Below are 16,783 nucleotides of genomic sequence, written 5' to 3'. Positions count from 1 at the left end.
GCATATGTCGATCCTCTTGAGGAACAGCGAGAGCGGGAACGCGATTGCCCTGAACGGTGGGAGGTATCGGTACCCGAACACCAGTGCGAGAGCGTCGGTGTACACTGCCGCGCAGCGTCTGTGGTTGGAGGTGATTGAAGATTTGCTCCAGTGTGTATGAACCCTTTCATTGCACCGCAAATTCAGTTCAGTCGTGCGTGTCAGCTGTGACGCCAAAGTCAGGCCGCTGTGGTCACCCGCGACGCGTCGGTTCAGCCAAGCAGGCGTTTGCGGCGCATGAGTTCTAAATCGCGCCAGCGCACTCGTTCCTCCCAGTCTTTTAGCGGAAGTTGTTCGCGTCGCTGCTGGTGCGCCTCACTGACAAGCTCAGGGGTCCAGGGGTCGTGTTGGCCGCGTCCAGCACCCATGCTTTCGTACGCGGGCCCCATACGGGCGGCGTGTGCTGCGAGCCCACCACGGACGTTCAGATCAGCCGTTTCGAATGGGCCCATGAACGCCCAGCGGCGACCCAGGCCATCCTTCATGACGGTATCGATGTCTTCGACACTTGCAATCCCATCACGAAGCAGGCAGTACGCTTCACGCAGCACCGCTCCCTGCAACCGGTTGAAGACAAAACCTTCAATCTCGCGTGCTAATCGGATCGGCCGAAGACCAACGCTCTTAAAAACTTCAGCAGCGGCGTCGATTACCCCATCACCGGTACGAAGGCCCGGAACGAGTTCAATGACTGGGATGAGGTACGGCGGGTTTCCCGGATGGGCAACGATAAGTCGATCAGCCCAGGACTCGTCGCCGGCCATTGAACTGGGAGTCAGAGCAGAGGACGAACTTGCCAGGATCATCTGTGGGTTAGCTGCTGCGGCTGATGCAAAGAGCTCCCGTTTGATCTCGAGGCGTTCGGGCGCGCACTCCTGCGCGAGCACGCATGCGTCGACGGCCTCAGCGATCTCCGATGCGACCAAAACGCGATCCAAAACAATCTGGACGGGCTCTTTGAGTAGATCGTTAGCGTACAAGTCTTCGAGGCGGACACGCACTTCTGCTTCGACCACAGCGCGACGCTCGAGAACGGGGTCGTAGATGCGCACTTCACGTCCCGACAACGCGAACTGGGTCGCGAACGCGACTCCGATCGAACCTCCGCCAAGCACCGCTAATGGTGCGGTCACGGCGCTCACAGGGATACCGTCCCAATGGACATTCCGCCGCATGCGTAAAGGGTCTGCCCTGTGACAAACCCGCTGCGCTCGTCGAGGAAGAACCATGCCGCATGCGAAATGTCCTCCGGAGTGCCCATGCGGCGCACGGGGATTGCGTCGATGATGGCCTGCGTGGCTCGGGCTTTCGGTGGGTTCGCTTTTCGAAACAGTTCGGTCGCGATCGGTCCCGGACCAATCGCATTCACTGTGATTCCGTCCCGCCCCAGCTCTAACGCCCACACACGAGTCAAGCCAAGGAGGCCCGCCTTGCTGGCCGCGTATGCAGTCCGCAGCTCCTTGCCGAGTGCCGCCCGAGACGCCATGTTCACTATGCGTCCAAAACCCTGTTTACGCATGCCCGGCACCACAGCCTGAGTGCATTGCACCGCAGGGCGAAGGTTGAGCGCGAACGCGGCGTTTACTTCCTCGATCGTCTGGTCTTCCAGCCGATTAGGAAAGACGGCGCCGACATTGTTTACAAGACGTGTAACCGGACCTCCGGCCAGGGCTGCCTCGAGCGCTTTCCTCGTCGATTCGACATCGGACAGGTTTGCAACGATCGATTTACCGACTGTCGACTTGTCGCGGTCGATCACAATAACATCATGACCGCGTGCCTCCGCTTCGATTGCGATCGCGTGGCCAATACCGGCAGCGCCGCCTGTGATGAGAATTCGTTCAGGAGAATGAGTCATAGCTTTTCATCGTCGTCGAGTTTTGAGGCGGTTGAGCGAGAAGTCGCAACCACAGTGATGCTAACGGATGTTCGCATGAAAATGCATGTGCTCACGATGCAAACGTTGGCTGCCTTCACCTTAGACGGAGCTGGTCGGCCGCCGACTGCAACGCCTCAGCGAAGTCCGCGGTGTGAGCTCGAATGTCGGCGATGAGGCCGCCTACCGAAAGCGCCGCCCGCACCTCACCATCGGAAGAAAAGACGGGCACTCCGACCGCCCCGATGCCGGGTGTCACGTCTTCGTCTGACACTGCATAGCCGTGCCTGCGAACACTAACCAGGCTGGAATCGACATCGTCGCTCGCGTAGGCCGCTAGCACCCGTCCCGCGGCCCCGCTCCTCATAGGAAGGAGGCTCCCAGGTCGGTAGTTGATCATGTCGATTCCGCGACCTTGACGCCAGTCGAGACATAGCATCTGGCCGCGATATGGGACACTCAAGAACGCAGTCTGGCTAGTTCGGTCGACGACCGTATCCAACACTTCGCCCATTCCCGTCCACTCTGCCATGTTGATGAGCGCTACATCGGCGAGACGTAACCACCGTGCCGACAGAGCAAACTGAGAATTCGGTAGAGGATCGACTACCCCGCTAGCTACAAGGGCCTCGACAGTTCGATACACGGTTGCCCGGGGAAGGGGAAGGCGCTCTGCGATCTCGCCTACAGTCAGCGCTCCTGAGTCTGCGAGCACTTCGATCAGCTCGCTCGCGTTGTGCAAAGGCCTTTGCGACGATCCACGCACTATTGCAGCCCCTCCATTTCGAGGCCCATGGATTCGCTTACTGCGCGAGCGCATCTGAGCACCAGCGCAGGGTTGTTGCTATCGTCGAAGACTTGATCGTGGATACCACCTATTGAGACTGCCGCTACGAGTTCACCTCTGTGGTTGAAAACGGGAGCGCCGATCGCGCCCACGCCTTTCGTGACATCGCCGTGCGAAGCGCTCCAGCCGCGTTCCCTGATTAGGTCGAGCTCGTGGAATAGTGCTTCGCCTCGAGCCCCTAGGCGATCGTTCTCTTCGCCCTGGATCCTGAGGAGCGCCATATCGCGCTCCTCAGCTGGAAGGAAGGCGAGCAGGACCATCGGTGCACCGCCGAGATTCAGTGGCAGCATGTCCCCCACGCGGTATTCCAAGGAATGAACCGAACGCCCCGTGAGGCGCTCGATGCACACGGCGCGCGTTCCGCGACGAACCGACAAGTAGCTAGTCAGCCCTGTCTTCTCACGCAACGCGCGCAGGTATGGGAGTGCGCGCTCTCGAACATCCAAAAGGTCAGCGACAAGCCCCCCGATTCGAGAGAAGTACCGCCCGAGCCGATAGCGACCGCGTGCTGATCCTGACTCCACCCAGTCGAGAGCCTGAAGGTGGTTGAGCAGGCGGTACGTCGAGCTGATCGGCTCATTCACCCGCGTGGAAACCTCGGCGGCCGTCGCCTCGCCCTCATCTTCAAGGACATGGATGACAGCCATGGCTTTCCGGATGATTCCCGTCGCGTCTTGAACGCTCATCCAGCTAATTGTGCCACGGGACGATCGGGGACTGAGGCAGGCCACTGGCACGCGCCCCTCAGCGTCGCCTCTCGAGCCGCCGCGACGGCAGAAGATTCTGATCTCCTGGGTGCGGACTCTTGCAACAGTCTCCTCGTGGGAATCAAAAGTTCACGCACCCTTCGATGGCGACTTCCGCCCTATCTTTCGCTATGCACACGCGCTTTATTCCTTTATACTGAACTTGCTGTTCATTATATGAGAAAGTTGGTCAGAGCCGACCGAGCAGTGTTGTCCCGGTCGGACCCAGAAGCTTCGCGAAGAGATCGGAAATGACATGACGATATTGATCGAGCCGACTGCCACACGAGTGATACATGTCCGTGGACACGAGTTACCCACGGGGAATTTCATCGGTGGCCAGTGGATTGACCTCGACGAGACGTTCCAGGTGACGAATCCTGCGACCGGCGCAATTATCGGAGAGGTCAGCAACGCGACAGGGGAGCATGCGCTCGCGGCTCTCGACGCGGCGAACGCGGCGCAGGCTGAGTGGGGTGGGATGGACCCCCGCGCCCGTGCGCGGCTGCTCCGTGGCGCGCTTGACCTTATGAGGGACCGTGCTCGCCAGTTCTCGGATACGATGACCGCCGAAAGCGGCAAACCGACCGGTGAAGCGATGTCCGAGTTCGCCCTGTCTGCAGGCTTCTTTGAGTGGGTAACGGAACAGATTGCGCACGTCAACGGTACCTACGGTGTTGGTTCGAACCCGGGATATCGCGTTATCACGTCCCATCACCCGATTGGCCCCAGCCTTCTCGTCACGCCATGGAACTTCCCGATGCTGATGGGTGCGCGCAAGATCAGCGCGGCGCTGGCTGCTGGATGCACCGTGATCGTGAAATCTGCCCAGCAGACGCCCCTGACACTTACGCTTCTCGTGAAGACGTTGGATGACGCCGGAATCCCCGCGGGCGTTGTCAACCTACTGCACACCACGAAATCGAGCGGCATCTCGAGCCCGCTCCTTAACGACCGTCGATTGAAAAAACTCAGCTTCACCGGTTCCACCGGCGTCGGCTCGCGCCTGCTTGAACTCGCGGCAAAGAACGTCGTGAACTCCTCTATGGAGTTGGGCGGTAACGCCGCATTCATCGTCGCGGATGACGCGGATATCGACCTCGCGGTACGCGAAGCGATTACATGCAAGTTCCGCAATGCGGGTCAAGCGTGTGTTGCAGCGAACCGGTTCATCCTTCACAGCGCGATCGCGGAGGAATTCACGGAGAAGTTCGTCGCCGCCACCAAGCAACTCGTCGTTGGTGACGGTTACGCATCGGACACGTTTATGGGGCCGCTGATCTCCGCGGACCAACGCGTGCGAATTCATTCTCTCGTTCAGTCGGCCATCGCTGACGGTGCCGATCTGCTTGCTGGCGGTACGGAGATCAATGGTCCCGGCAACTTCTACGAGCCGACCGTGATCCGTGGCGTTGACCGCGCATCTCGCATGGCCTGCGAGGAACTGTTCGGTCCGGTAGCCGTGCTGCACACGGTCGACTCGATCGCGGAGGCGGTCGATTTCGCGAACGACACCGAGTTCGGCCTTGCGAGTTACGTCTTCACCCGCGATATTTCGCGCGCTATCCGAATCGGCGAGCAGTTGCATTGCGGCATGGTGGGCATCAACCGAGGAATCATGGCCGACCCTGTGGCTCCCTTCGGCGGCACCGGATCGTCCGGCCTTGGACGCGAGGGCGGCGAGCACGGAATTCAGGAGTTTCTGGAGCCGCATTACATTGCACTCACGATTGACGAGGAGGCTGCAAATTGAGCACCACCATCGAGCTTCAGGAAAGGGCTCTTCCCCCGCACAACAAGATCGAAGGTGGATTCGGCCTGCTCCGCCAGCCAGGTATCGTGATCTTTGGCGCTGGCCAGCGTGCCTCCATCGCGGGCGTGGTCGAGTCGCTCGGCCAGAGCGCCCTGCTCTGCACGGACCAGAGGATGGCCGTGAGCGCAGAATTCGCGGACATCGTGTCGGCCCTCAAAGCGCGGGGAGTCTCGGTGTCGATATACGCCGATATCGAGGCGGAGCTGCCGCGAACGAACGTAGAAGACCTGGTGCAGCGCATTGCTGGGGAAAGTATCGATGTCGTCGTCGGTATCGGTGGTGGCAGCTGTCTGGACATGGCAAAGATCGCGACCGTCATGCTCACCTACGGCGGCGATGTCGCGTCGTACTATGGCGAGTTCAAAGTCCCGGGACCGACGCTGCCACTCGTCACGGTACCCACCACGGCGGGTACCGGTGCCGAAATTACGTGTATCGCGGTGATCTATGATCCGGATCTTGAGATGAAGATCGGAGTTGCGAGCCCGCACCTTGGGGCATCCGTCACCGTCATCGACCCTGAGTTCACCCTCACTTGTCCCCCTGGCCTCACGGCCGCCACCGGCGCCGACGCGCTCTCGCACCTCATCGAAGCCTTCACCGCTAAAGCGAAGAACCCCGAGCCGGGCACAGTCGAGACCTTCGTATACGTCGGCAAGAATTCGCTCACCGACATGCACTGCCGTGCAGGCCTCGAGCTAATGGGTACCGCACTCGAGCGCGTTGTCGCCTCACCGTCGGACATTGACGCGCGAAGCGATGCAATGCTCGCCGCCATGCACGCGGGCTTCGCAATCAACACCACGGGCACCGCGGCCGTCCACGCATTGCAGGCCCCGATTGGTGCTCTGACGCACACGCCACACGGCATCGGAGTAGGGACCCTGCTCCCCTACGTCATGCGATACAACCTGCCAACGCGAGTACCCGAGTTCGCTTCAATGGCGGAGCTGCTCGATGTAGCCGACCCCGGCCACAGCGAACTGGAAAACGCCCGTGCCGCGATCACCCGGGTGGATGAGATTCTCACCGCATTGCGCATTCCCGCTGACCTTGAAGCGCTTGGCGTTGATAGCGGCGATATCCCGAGCATTGCCTCACATGCCATCAAAGCTACGCGACTCACCGCCAACAATCCCCGCGAACTGACAGAGGAATCAATGATCCGAATCTTGAACAAGGCTTTCACCGGCGATCGGAGCTGGTGGTCTTGATCGTGCCTTTCACCGACACCTTCTCGCTTGAGGGCAAGCGTGCTCTGGTTACGGGGGCTGGCCGCGGAATTGGTCGGTCCATCGCTCTGGCTGTGGCTGCGGCAGGAGCCAAGACCGCGCTAGTGTCGCGCAGTGTTGATCAGCTCACGGAGACGAGAACTCGCATCGAGGAGCAGGGGGGACACGCCGTAGTGATTGCCACCGATCTGTCGGACCAGGAGAAGGTTGGCGCGCTCGCCGACGAGGCCGAATCTGCTCTCGGCGGCATTATCGACATCGTGGTACATTGCGCCGGGACGCAACATCGCGAAGCAGCGGTGGTCTTTCCGTTCGACGCGTGGGAGCGGGTCATCCAGGTTAACCTGACGGCGCCGTTCGTGCTGAGCCAGGAGGTCGGGCGTCGCCAGATCGCTGCTGGCATGCCCGGGAACCACGTATTTGTCTGTTCGCTGACCAGCGTGCTCGGTCTCCCCAACCTCATCGCTTACAACGCGGCGAAGTCGGGCCTGATGGGCGTGGTTCGCGCTCTCAGCTGCGAGTGGGCCGGATTCGGAATTCGCGTCAACGGCGTCTCGCCCGGATACGTTGAAACGGAGATGACGAAGGAACTATTCGCTGATCCTTCGCGTCGGCAGCAGCTCCTCGACCGCATTCCCGCCGGACGGTTTGGCACGCCCGAGGAACTGGGCGCACCGACCGTCTTCCTCGCGTCATCAGGCTCCGAGTACATGACCGGCCAACTGCTGATCATCGACGGCGGCTGGCAGGGGGCGTAACGCCCATTCTTGTTCATGTAGCGAGAGATCACATACCAACTCGGACTACTCGCCAGTCAGTAGCAGGGTGATGTCCTTGGCTGGTTCCCCGGATTTGAGACGAGTGAAATGTCGGGAGAACCCGGCCCACTGGTCGACCTCCATGAGTAGTGGCACGGCGCAGGCCGCCGGCTGGTCGATCGAGGAACTGCGGAAGGTTGGCTATGCCGAACCCGATAAGAAGGTCCGTGTACGCAAGAGCCAGGCGCGCAAGTCGTCGGCTGCGGCGTCGGCCGAGAGCGACGCCGCGGGCGTCGCAACTGACAGCGCTGGTTCCTGACGTAACCCCCTGACCACCTGTGGACGGCCTGAGCCCTAGCGCTTCGCGGCTCCACTCGCCCACAGGTGGACAGCGGGACCCCGATCGTCCACCCGTACACCGGCCACACTGTCACGTCGACGGGACTCGTCACGTGGCGTCTGTGTGGCCCGTGCACGGCCTCGGTGGGTACATGGTCCCCCTCCCCGAAGCAGGGATTGTCACACAAGGGAGACCCTCGTCAAGGGCGCTTCGCGTCGCGATGCGTCTACGCCGAGAGGTCTTTCTTGCGCAGTTCGGCATCTATCGGGGGGACGCGGAAGATGCGGGCAGGCCGCTACGCGGTGAGCTGTGAATCGTCGTGCGCAGCGTCCTCGGCGGCCTTGTCGAGGGCTCGGGAGGCCGACGACTTGCCGACGCCGAGCACCTTTGCGATGTGCACGATGCTGTGCTTGTCGGCGCGCATCCGTAGTGCCTGCTTGATGCGCTCGGGAGTCATCACAGAGGGCCGACCGCCCACTCGGCCCTCAGCTCGTGCGTGTGCGAGACCGCGCCGGGTGTTGTCCCGGATCGTGTCAACGCGGAGCGGCGCGAACACGGCGACGATGCCGAACAGGGCACGGCCCATCGTCGTCGTGTCGATATCGGGCTCGGTAAGGCTCTTGATGTTCAAGCCCCGGTCGTGCAGCTCATTGATAGTCTGAATCGCCATCGTCTCGCTTCCCGCGATCCAGTCGAGGCGGCGCACCATGAGAGTGTCGCCGAAGCGCAAGTAGTCCATGCAGGCGAGCCACTGGGGGCGCTCGGTGACGCGACTCGATTCGCCGTGATCGACAAACACCCGTGCCGCGCCCGCGGCGCGCAGCTCGGCCTAGTGAGGGTGTTGCGGCGCCGGTCCATCGGGGTGGTCCCAGCATGGTCGGCTCGGCCCCGGAACGATACCACGCCGCCGCCGAGCGCAACGATGCCGGTGACCACGCCGATGTCGTGCCCGAGATGCTCGAGCGTCGGTCCCTGTCCGATGTGCAATTCCACCGTGGCGTGCAGCGTGGCGGGGTCTAACTTTGTCGCCGTGGCCGCGTCGAGGTCTCCGCCGGTGGCTGCGAAGGTGTCGGCGAACCGGTCGCCGTCTCGACCGGTGAGCGACTCTAGCTCGGTACGGGCGAATCCCCGCACGAGTGCGCTCGACCCGAATAGGTGGGCGTAGTTGCCCTCTTCGTCGGTGTATATGACCGCCCGCACTGGTCGGTCCAGGGCTGGACGTTCTTCTTGGATGCGGCGCAGGCATTCCAGCGCGGCGAGCACACCGAGCGCCCCATCGAAGGCGCCCCCGTTTGGCACGGTGTCAATGTGCGACCCGGACCACACGGCGGGCTGGGCCGCGGTCCGGGCATCGTAGTCTGGCGATACGACGATGTTGCCGATGCCGTCCACTTCTGCGCTGAGACCGGCCTCGGCGCAGCGCCCGAGCAGCCATGCGCGAGCCTCACCATCGGCTGCCGAGAAGGAAGTGCGATCCAGGCCACCGCCCGGCCCGCGGCCGATGCTGCCGAGGGCTTTGAGGTCAGCGAGCAGTCGGGGTCCGTTCACCGAGAGTCGGGCTGTTGAGGTGCTCATGCGGCGCCGCCCGGTGTGCCGACCCGCGACAGGATGGCGGTGAGTGCGGCGGTGAGCCCGGCTGCCAAGGCCGGCTCGGAGTCGGGGGCGAAATGCGGAGAGTGATTGCCGGCGACGGATTCGGTTGCGTCGATGGCCTGCTGGGAATAGCCGCCGAACATCCAATACACCGAGGGCACGCCGATGGCCTCGGCGAGCAGTCCGAAGTCCTCACTGCCCATCACTGGCGGAACTTCGATTACGTTGTTCGCTCCGAGGGAGCCGCTGAGCTCAGTGATCAGCTGTTGGGTCGCCGCCGGGTCGTTGTGGCAGCGGGGGAATGTGGAGAGCACCTCGATCATCGGATCGGGGGCTCCGGATGCTTGTGCCTCGGCCGCGATGATGCGGCGCAGCGAATCCAGGACGCGGGTACGCACCTCGACGTCAAAGGTGCGCACGTTAACGGTGAACTCGGCGGTGGCGGGAATGATGTTTTCTTTGAGTCCGCCGTGGAAGGTGCCGACCGTGACCACGGCGGCCTTCATCGGATGCACCTCTCGCGACACGATGGTCTGCAGACGCACGACCATGTGAGCGCCGAGCACGATCGGGTCGATCGACTGGTCGGGCTGGGAACCGTGAGCCTGACGGCCGTGCACGGTCACCTTCCAAGAATCGGCCATCGCCATCGCCACGCCGCTGCTGATGTCGACGGTGCCAGCGAGGCCGGGCCATACGTGCTGGCCGTAGACGATCTCGGGGCGGGGGGCGCGGTCCCACAGTCCGTCGGTGAGCATGGCTACCGCTCCAGCCCCGGTTTCCTCCCCGGGTTGGAAGATGAACACCACGGTGCCTGCCCAAGCGGACGGGTGGGTGACGAGGTACTCAGCCAGTGTCAGCGCGACTGTCATGTGTGTGTCGTGGCCACATCCGTGCATTGTGGGCACGTCGGTGCCGTCGGCCAGGGTGCCGCGAGCGGTGCTCGCGTAGTCGAGTCCGGTCTCTTCCTGGATCGGCAGGCCGTCGGTGTCGGCGCGGTAAGCGACCGTGGGACCGGCGCCGTTGCGCAGGATACCGACGACGCCGGTCCCGCCGCAACGGAAGGTCTCGACCCCAAGGTCGTCAAGGCGCCGGGTGAGGAACGCGCAGGTCTCCGTCTCCTGCATCGACAGTTCCGGATGTGCGTGGAGATGCCGGTACAGCTCCTGCATCGTGCGGGTCGTGGTGTCATCAGTCGGAAGTAGGGTCACGGTCATGAGATCTCTTTCGTGGAGTCGGAACGGGGCTTGCTGCGCAGAAACCAGGCCAGTATGGCGGTGGTGACGACGGTAATTCCGGTGGCGAGGTTTGCGATAGTGGGAATGGCGGGCACGAGCACGAAGAAGACGAACGCGGCTGTGCCGATGGCGATAAGCGTGACGCGACGTTGTTTCAAGGACACCACGAGCTGCACGATGACCCCGCCGATGATGCTGGGGAAGATGTACAGGCGCGCGAGGTCGGTGACGTCGGCTGGCACGATGTTCACTAGCCAGGAGCCAAGTAGGCCGACAAACACCAGCATGAAGAACACGTGCACTATCGCAGCGCCGCAAATAGCCATCAGGGCTGAGAATTCGCCGCGCTTGGTGCCAGCCTTAGCGCCGATGGCCGCCTGGGCGACCAGTGCAGAGGGAAGTAACTTGTTGGCGATGTTACCGATCATGAAAGCCTGGTACATCGCGGCCGGACCAAGGATCGGATAGTAGGTGATCGGTTCGACCACCCACAGCACTGAGAACTAGGCTGCCGCGGGGATTTCGGACAGCGGAATTAATGGATTCCTCTACGCTGCCAGGACTGGCTGTTGGTAACCATAGTGGACCTCATTGGCCCGCAGGTAACCGAGCTTCGACGTAGTGTGAATCCGGCGGGCGGATCATCGATCTGCTACGGAGACAACGCCACCTTGATGGCATCGGCTGAGCCGACGAGCGCGAAGGCTTCCTCCCATCGCTCTAGGGGCAACGTGTGCGTGACAAGTCCTGAAAGGTTGATTTGTCGGCGATTGACGAGATCGAGGGCACGTCGCCAGGAACCGGGGGTCGAAGCGAATCCTGACGAAACTTCCAACTCCTTGTACAGCACCGAATCAAACGGAATTGTGACTTCTCGTCCACTAATGCCTACCTGGACGTAGCGACCCCCGCGTCGTACTGCCCGGAAGGCAGCCGAGATCCCGGCGGGGGCGCCGGAACACTCAATCACCACGTCATATGCCTCCGACTCTGCTTCCGTAACAATGGCTGCTCCCATGCGTTCTGCAACGGCTAACCGTCGTGTGTCGGACGCCAGCCCGAGACAGGCCACTTCCGCACCGGCAACGAGAGCCACCTGGATGCTGAGCAACCCCATGGCCCCCGGGCCAATAACGAGGGCGCGCTCTCCGGCCTCGACACGACTTGGATCGAGGAGACACTGGGCTACACACGCGAGCGGTTCGAAGAGCACTGCATCTTCGCTGGCGACGTGGTCCGGAACGGCGTGCAAGTTCAGAGCTGGCACGACTACGGACGCCGCAAACCCGCCGTCCTCAAACGAACCCAGTGAGCGGCGTGAGGCGCAGAGGTTACGCCTGCCCGCTCGGCACATCTGACAGACCTCGCACGTGGAAAAGTAAGTCTCGCAGACAACGCGCTGCCCGAGCCATGACGGATCGCCGCCTTGCCCGACCTCAACCACCATGCCAGAAATCTCGTGCCCCATTGTCACCGGCGGCTCCGAGGCATACTCGTCGGCTGCGATGTGCAGATCCGTCCCGCAGACGCCGGTGGCGCTGACCTCCAGGCGTACCTGCCCTGCCCCCACCTCCGGAACGGCACGGTGGGTGAGCGTGACCTCACCGCTTACCGTCTTCATGACTGCGATCATGTCGCCGCTCCGAGTGGGGAGCCGACAGCCGCCTGGATCCGCTCGGCCACTCGTTCCGGCGAGAGGCCATAACGGTCGAGGAGGAAGTCGTTCGGCGCGGATTCCGACCAGGTGTCCGCAAGCCCTACCCTGGTAACACGTATCGGTCGACCAATGGAAGCGATCGCCTCGGCCACGAGGCCGCCGAGGCCGCCGCGCACCGAGTGCTCTTCCACAGTGACCACCTCGGTCGCCTCACCAACGGCGTCAACCACGGTTCGCTCCGAGAGCGGTTTCAGGAAGGCGGCGTGCAGATGCCGAGCGGACACCCCGCGGTCAGCCAACAGATCCAGGGCGGCCACCGTACGCGCCGTCTGCACACCCGTAGAGATAACCGTGACGTCCTTCCCATGACGCAACTCAACCAGATGGTCGGGTTGCAAAACCCCTCCGGTGTCCACTTCTTTCTCCGAATCCCGTGCGAGTCGCAGATAGACCGGGCCGGTGTGCTCGACGGCCCAGCGCACGGCGGCACGGGTTTCCGCACCGTCAGCCGGGACGATCACAGTCATTCCCGGCATCGCCCGGAGGATAGCGAGGTCCTCGATGTCTTGGTGGGTCTTGCCCGACCCCCCATTGAGCAAGCCGGTGTAATGACCCGCGAACTTGACGTTCGCCCCCGTCTGGGCGACGAGCATCCGCACCTGGTCCAATGCTCGCTGGGTCAGGAATACACCGAACGTCGCCACCCACGGGACCGCACCAAGCGACGCCATACCGGCCGCGATGCCAACAAGGTTCTGCTCGGCGATGCCCATCTGCAAGAACTGCCCAGGATAAATTGCGGCAAAATCCGACGCCTTAGTTGAAGTCCCGAGATCACCGTCCAGGACGAGGACCCGGTCGTCACGCCCGGCTAATTCAATGAGCTCAGCCACCCATGCCTCACGTTGCGAAGTCATTGCGCTTCCACCCTGTCCATGCCGAGATCGATGTGTGCCTGGGCAAGCTGCTCATCGGTCGCTACCCCGTTATGCCATTTGTACTGGCCTTCGGTGAAGGACACACCGCGGCCCTTGTTCGTCGTTGCCATGACGACAGTCGGACGACCGTTGCTCCCGCGACGTTCCTTGGCAGCAGAAAATACCCCGCGTAGCGCAGGGATGTCATGTCCATCGACCTCGACGACATTCCAACCGAATCCCCGGTAAACGGCGCACAGGTCCACACCCGCCCACGGGTCGAGCCGGTCGAAACGGGAATCCGGCCCGCCGTCGTGCTCCCACCCGTACTGCTGCAGGCCATTGCGGTCGATGATTGCTACGAGGTTGTCCAGTCGGTAGCGGCTCGCGCACGCTACGGACTCCCACACCATGCCCTCCTGATGCTCGCCATCACCGAGCATGACGAACGTCGTAAAGTCCTTGCCTCGGCGGCGAGCCTCGAGAGCCATACCGGCTCCGACCGCGAGTCCCTGCCCGAGCGAGCCCGTCGAGGCGTCCAAGCCCGGCAACCGCAAGAGGTCGGGATGGCCCTGGAGTCGCGAGTCACCTTGGTCGAAGGTATCGAGCTCCTCGACGGGCAGGTATCCGCGCAGCGCCATCACAGTGTATAGGGCTATCGCGTTGTGGCCCTTGGAGAGGATGAATCGGTCCCTGTCTGGGTCATCGGGCCGACTAGGGTCGCGGCGCAGGATGTCGAAGTACAGCGTGACGAGCATGTCCATCGCAGACAATGATCCACCGATGTGGCCAGCTTTCTTTCGGGATACTGTGCTCAGGACGAGCCATCGTCCGCGCTGAGCGAGCCGGACGAGCTCCTCGTCCGTTGGCCGGGCTTTGGTTGCTGTACTCATCGAATCTTCTCCAATTCGGCACTGCGGGCGCATTCGTTGTGTAAATCCGACGGGGCTAGCAATATCTGCGAGGTCGGAAGAATGAAAGTTGACATAAGGGCCGTTCACCTTGCCCGTGGAACAGGTATGAGGACTCAAGTCATAGAGCCACCGTCAACAGGGATAACGGTTCCAGTAACATATGCGCCCAGGTCGGTAACGAGGAACTCCAGGGCACCGGCGCAGTCGTCCGGGGTACCGAAACGGCGCAGGGCGACTGACTCAAGCAGATCGTCCGAACCGAGGTTGTCGAACATTACCGAGAGGCGTCCGGTGGCGATGTACCCCGGTGCAAGACAGTTCACGGTGATGCCATGGGGGCCTAACTCTTGGGCGAGCGACCGGGTGTACATTTCGATGCCAGCCTTAGCCGCACCGTAAATGGAGTAGCCGCCGCCGCGGAAAGGCATGTTCCCCGCCATGGAGGACACTGTCACGATTCGTCCCCAGCCTTGTCCGCGAATGTGGCGAGCAGCCGCACGGCAGGTGGAAATCGTGCCTACGAGGTTGCGCTGGACAACGGTCTCAACGTGCTGCGCGGTGGCATGAGACGGGAGAGAATCGGTCATGGACCCGGAGCCTCCCCCGGCGTTGCAAACGACGATTTCGAGGTGTCCTAGCGCGGCGACCACCTCATTGATGGCGGCCCCGATGCTATCGGGATCTGTGACGTCAGCTGTGAGGCCCACAGTGCGGCGTCCCAGCGCCACAATGAGCTCATCAGTTGACCTGCCGCCAGCAGCCTCTTCCTCGGCCGCCACCTCGGTGAAGGAGCGCAAATTACGGTCCACGACAGCGACGTCGGCGCCGAGCTCTGCGAGTCGGATAGCGTACGCGCGACCGATACCGCGGGCCGCACCGGTGACGACGGCCACCTTGCCAGCAAGTGGTTGGTAACTGCGCTCAGACATAGGCGGTCTCCTTCTGGTCAAAACGTTCCGGCGATCGGTTGTCGAGACCTGCGGGAAGATCCGGAGAGCCAGTCTGCGTCCCGCCCATCGATTGCAGGCGCGTGGCGACGATAGTCATCTCAGGTATATGGGCCCGCGGTGGAAGGCTAACCGCGGTGAGCACGGCCGCCGCAACATCCTCCGGTTTGAGGCACCAACGTCGCAGTTCGGGCGGCGGCGGTGAGGGTCGCCGGTCGACAAGCGGAGTGTCGACCAGACCGGGCAGGACGGAGGTGACGCGCACCCCCGCGGCGTGCTCATCCCGGGAAATCCCCCGGCCAAGGGCGACGAGCGCGGCCTTGCTCGCCGCGTAGGCAGGGCCGGCATGGTCCGGCCACTGCGCCGACACGGACGCGATGAGGACGACGTCGCCGCCCCGCCCGCGCATGGACGGGATCGTGCGCCGCAGGAGGTGCACGATCGAGTCGAGGTTGAGCGTGCGGACCGTTTCCCATGATTCCTGGGTCAGCTGGCCGAACTGACGATCCGTGATGTTGGTCCCCGCCGCGCACACAATAATGTCTGGCTGGTCCGTCTCAAGCGCGTCGCATAAGCCGTCGACCTGCACGGGGTCCGTCAGGTCTGCGCCGTGTGCCACCGCCCGCCCGGCCTCAATCGCCTCGGCGCCCAAAATTTCAGCCACAAGATCGCCGCGCCGTGCAACGCCGTGGACCCTGGCCCCGGCAGCAAGCAGGGACCGGACGATCCCGGCCCCGATGCCGCTGCTGGCCCCGGTGACAAGTGCGGTGCGGCCGTGCAATGTGTCCTGCATGTTCGTTCCTGTCTCTGTGTAGACGCCGTCCGGCGCCAGTGTGGACGCCGGTCGGGCTCCGGTCGGGTTGGCCTGGTTCAGGAGCCGAAGTCGAGCAGCACCTTTCCCTGCTTGACCCCGAACTCGAGGTGGTCGAACGCTGCCGCGACATCGCGAACGGGGAAGATCCGGTCGACAATGGGTCGCAGATCTCCACTGGCCAGATGCGGGAGCATCTCGCGCTCGAAGGCGCGCACGGCGACAGCCTTTTCTTCTGTTGAGCGCGCCCGGAGCACGGTCGCGAACAGACGCCCCCGCCGGCCCATGAGCGCGCGCAGGTTGATCGTCGCCTCGGCCCCGGCGCCCACACCGACGACGATGACGCGCCCCAAGACCGCCAACACTGCGAGGTCGCTGGCGAGGTTGGGTGCCCCGACCAGCTCGAGCACGACGTCGGCTCCGCGGCCTACCGAGGTTTCATGGACGACGTCGGCCACCGTCTCCGGGTCGGCCGGTATGCCGCCCAGTTCGGAGATCAACTCCCGACCCCTTGCCGTACGGCTCGTTCCGATGACGCGGGCCCCACTGGCGTGTGCGATCTGCACCGCGGCACTGCCCACACCGCCGGTGGCTCCATTAACCAGCAGGATCTCGCCGGGACGCAATGCCGCCTGGCTCCGAATTGCATCATGGGCCGTGATGAAACCTTCGGGCACAGCGGCTGCCGCTAGGTCCTCAAGATTCTCGGGCACAGCGCACACATGCCGTTCGGAGACCAGGACGTGGTCGGCCAGGCCGCCCCCGGCGACCAGACCCATGACGCGGTCGCCGACGGCGACATTGAGGGCGCGCGGACCCGCGGCGATCACCTCGCCGGCTACCTCCAGTCCTGGGATGTCGACCGGTGCTCCTGGGGGCGGCGGATAGTCGCCGTTGCGTTGCTGCAGGTCCGCCGGGTTGAGCGCGGCGTACCGCACGCGAACGAGTACCTCGTCGCCCTCGGGCTTGGGGTCAGGGCGATCGGTCAGCTCAATCACTTCATTGCCGCCGGCGCCCTTGTAGGTCACAGCTCTCATACTTATCCTCTTCGATCA

Annotated in this window: 17 protein-coding genes and 2 pseudogenes; 4 read left to right on the top strand and 15 right to left on the bottom strand. The window is 63.0% G+C overall.

The annotated features are described in order from the left end of the window. Positions 1-251: 251 nt before the first annotated feature. The 5 genes and pseudogenes from CXY75_RS03445 to CXY75_RS03430 form a co-directional block, all read right to left on the bottom strand. Complete coding sequence (locus CXY75_RS03445; protein WP_199182356.1) at positions 252-1,181, bottom strand: 3-hydroxyacyl-CoA dehydrogenase; 930 nt, start codon at positions 1,179-1,181, stop codon at positions 252-254. After that, complete coding sequence (locus tag CXY75_RS03440) at positions 1,178-1,897, bottom strand: SDR family NAD(P)-dependent oxidoreductase (RefSeq protein WP_104081458.1); 720 nt, start codon at positions 1,895-1,897, stop codon at positions 1,178-1,180. Before CXY75_RS03440 ends, CXY75_RS03445 begins: the two co-directional genes overlap by 4 nt. 115 nt (positions 1,898-2,012) lie before the next feature. Then, complete coding sequence (locus CXY75_RS20340) at positions 2,013-2,282, bottom strand: IclR family transcriptional regulator C-terminal domain-containing protein (RefSeq protein WP_233201705.1); 270 nt, start codon at positions 2,280-2,282, stop codon at positions 2,013-2,015. A 243-nt stretch (positions 2,283-2,525) separates the two neighbouring features. Beyond that, a pseudogene (locus tag CXY75_RS20940) lies at positions 2,526-2,735 on the bottom strand (helix-turn-helix domain-containing protein); the annotation flags it as partial. After that, positions 2,681-3,448, bottom strand: a complete 768-nt coding sequence (locus CXY75_RS03430) for an IclR family transcriptional regulator (RefSeq protein ID WP_104081456.1) — start codon at positions 3,446-3,448, stop codon at positions 2,681-2,683. The gene CXY75_RS03430 and the pseudogene CXY75_RS20940, both read right to left, overlap by 55 nt. Positions 3,449-3,764: 316 nt before the next feature. Between CXY75_RS03430 and CXY75_RS03425 the strand changes: the two genes are divergently transcribed. The 4 genes from CXY75_RS03425 to CXY75_RS19695 all read left to right on the top strand — a co-directional run bounded on the left by CXY75_RS03425 (position 3,765) and on the right by CXY75_RS19695 (position 7,630). After that, positions 3,765-5,261, top strand: a complete 1,497-nt coding sequence (locus CXY75_RS03425) for an NAD-dependent succinate-semialdehyde dehydrogenase (protein ID WP_104081455.1) — start codon at positions 3,765-3,767, stop codon at positions 5,259-5,261. Further along, positions 5,258-6,535, top strand: a complete 1,278-nt coding sequence (locus CXY75_RS03420; protein ID WP_199182352.1) for an iron-containing alcohol dehydrogenase — start codon at positions 5,258-5,260, stop codon at positions 6,533-6,535. The genes CXY75_RS03425 and CXY75_RS03420 overlap by 4 nt, the downstream gene beginning before the upstream one ends. Before the next feature lie 2 nt (positions 6,536-6,537). Further along, on the top strand, positions 6,538-7,311 hold the full coding sequence (locus CXY75_RS03415) for an SDR family NAD(P)-dependent oxidoreductase (protein WP_104081494.1): 774 nt from the start codon (positions 6,538-6,540) through the stop codon (positions 7,309-7,311). Between the two features lie 142 nt (positions 7,312-7,453). Continuing rightward, positions 7,454-7,630 carry a hypothetical protein gene (locus CXY75_RS19695; RefSeq protein WP_158251104.1) on the top strand — a complete coding sequence of 59 codons (177 nt, stop codon included), beginning with the start codon at positions 7,454-7,456 and terminating at the stop codon, positions 7,628-7,630. 316 nt (positions 7,631-7,946) lie between these two features. On the opposite strand, the gene CXY75_RS03410 is transcribed toward CXY75_RS19695, so the two are convergent. The 10 genes and pseudogenes from CXY75_RS03410 to CXY75_RS03365 form a co-directional block, all read right to left on the bottom strand. Then, entirely contained in the window at positions 7,947-8,450 is a 504-nt protein-coding gene (locus CXY75_RS03410) for a recombinase family protein (protein WP_233201704.1), read from the bottom strand. After that, positions 8,432-9,226, bottom strand: a pseudogene (locus tag CXY75_RS03405) (M20/M25/M40 family metallo-hydrolase); the annotation flags it as partial. The pseudogene CXY75_RS03405 and the gene CXY75_RS03410, both read right to left, overlap by 19 nt. Then, on the bottom strand, positions 9,223-10,461 hold the full coding sequence (locus CXY75_RS03400) for an amidohydrolase (protein ID WP_104081452.1): 1,239 nt from the start codon (positions 10,459-10,461) through the stop codon (positions 9,223-9,225). The gene CXY75_RS03400 and the pseudogene CXY75_RS03405, both read right to left, overlap by 4 nt. Further along, entirely contained in the window at positions 10,458-10,979 is a 522-nt protein-coding gene (locus CXY75_RS03395) for a hypothetical protein (protein ID WP_104081451.1), read from the bottom strand. Before CXY75_RS03395 ends, CXY75_RS03400 begins: the two co-directional genes overlap by 4 nt. Before the next feature lie 155 nt (positions 10,980-11,134). Next, complete coding sequence (locus CXY75_RS03390; RefSeq protein ID WP_233201703.1) at positions 11,135-12,103, bottom strand: zinc-binding dehydrogenase; 969 nt, start codon at positions 12,101-12,103, stop codon at positions 11,135-11,137. Between the two features lie 8 nt (positions 12,104-12,111). After that, the gene (locus CXY75_RS03385) at positions 12,112-13,056 is read right to left on the bottom strand and encodes a transketolase family protein (RefSeq protein WP_104081449.1); all 945 of its coding nucleotides are present in this window, start codon (positions 13,054-13,056) and stop codon (positions 12,112-12,114) included. Continuing rightward, a complete protein-coding gene (locus tag CXY75_RS03380) occupies positions 13,053-13,949 on the bottom strand; it encodes a transketolase (protein ID WP_104081448.1) in 897 nt (298 codons plus the stop codon). Before CXY75_RS03380 ends, CXY75_RS03385 begins: the two co-directional genes overlap by 4 nt. 134 nt (positions 13,950-14,083) lie before the next feature. Then, the gene (locus CXY75_RS03375) at positions 14,084-14,899 is read right to left on the bottom strand and encodes an SDR family NAD(P)-dependent oxidoreductase (protein WP_104081447.1); all 816 of its coding nucleotides are present in this window, start codon (positions 14,897-14,899) and stop codon (positions 14,084-14,086) included. Continuing rightward, positions 14,892-15,710 (bottom strand): SDR family oxidoreductase, encoded by an 819-nt coding sequence (locus CXY75_RS03370; protein ID WP_104081446.1) that lies wholly within the window; start codon positions 15,708-15,710, stop codon positions 14,892-14,894. The genes CXY75_RS03375 and CXY75_RS03370 overlap by 8 nt, the downstream gene beginning before the upstream one ends. Before the next feature lie 77 nt (positions 15,711-15,787). Then, positions 15,788-16,765: an NAD(P)H-quinone oxidoreductase gene (locus CXY75_RS03365; RefSeq protein ID WP_104081445.1), complete on the bottom strand. Its 978-nt coding sequence runs from the start codon at positions 16,763-16,765 to the stop codon at positions 15,788-15,790. Positions 16,766-16,783 lie beyond the last annotated feature (18 nt).

The sequence above is a fragment of the Cryobacterium sp. Y11 genome (genome assembly GCF_002929535.1).
Lineage (GTDB): Bacteria > Actinomycetota > Actinomycetes > Actinomycetales > Microbacteriaceae > Cryobacterium.
This window is presented reverse-complemented; position numbering and strand designations above follow the sequence as displayed.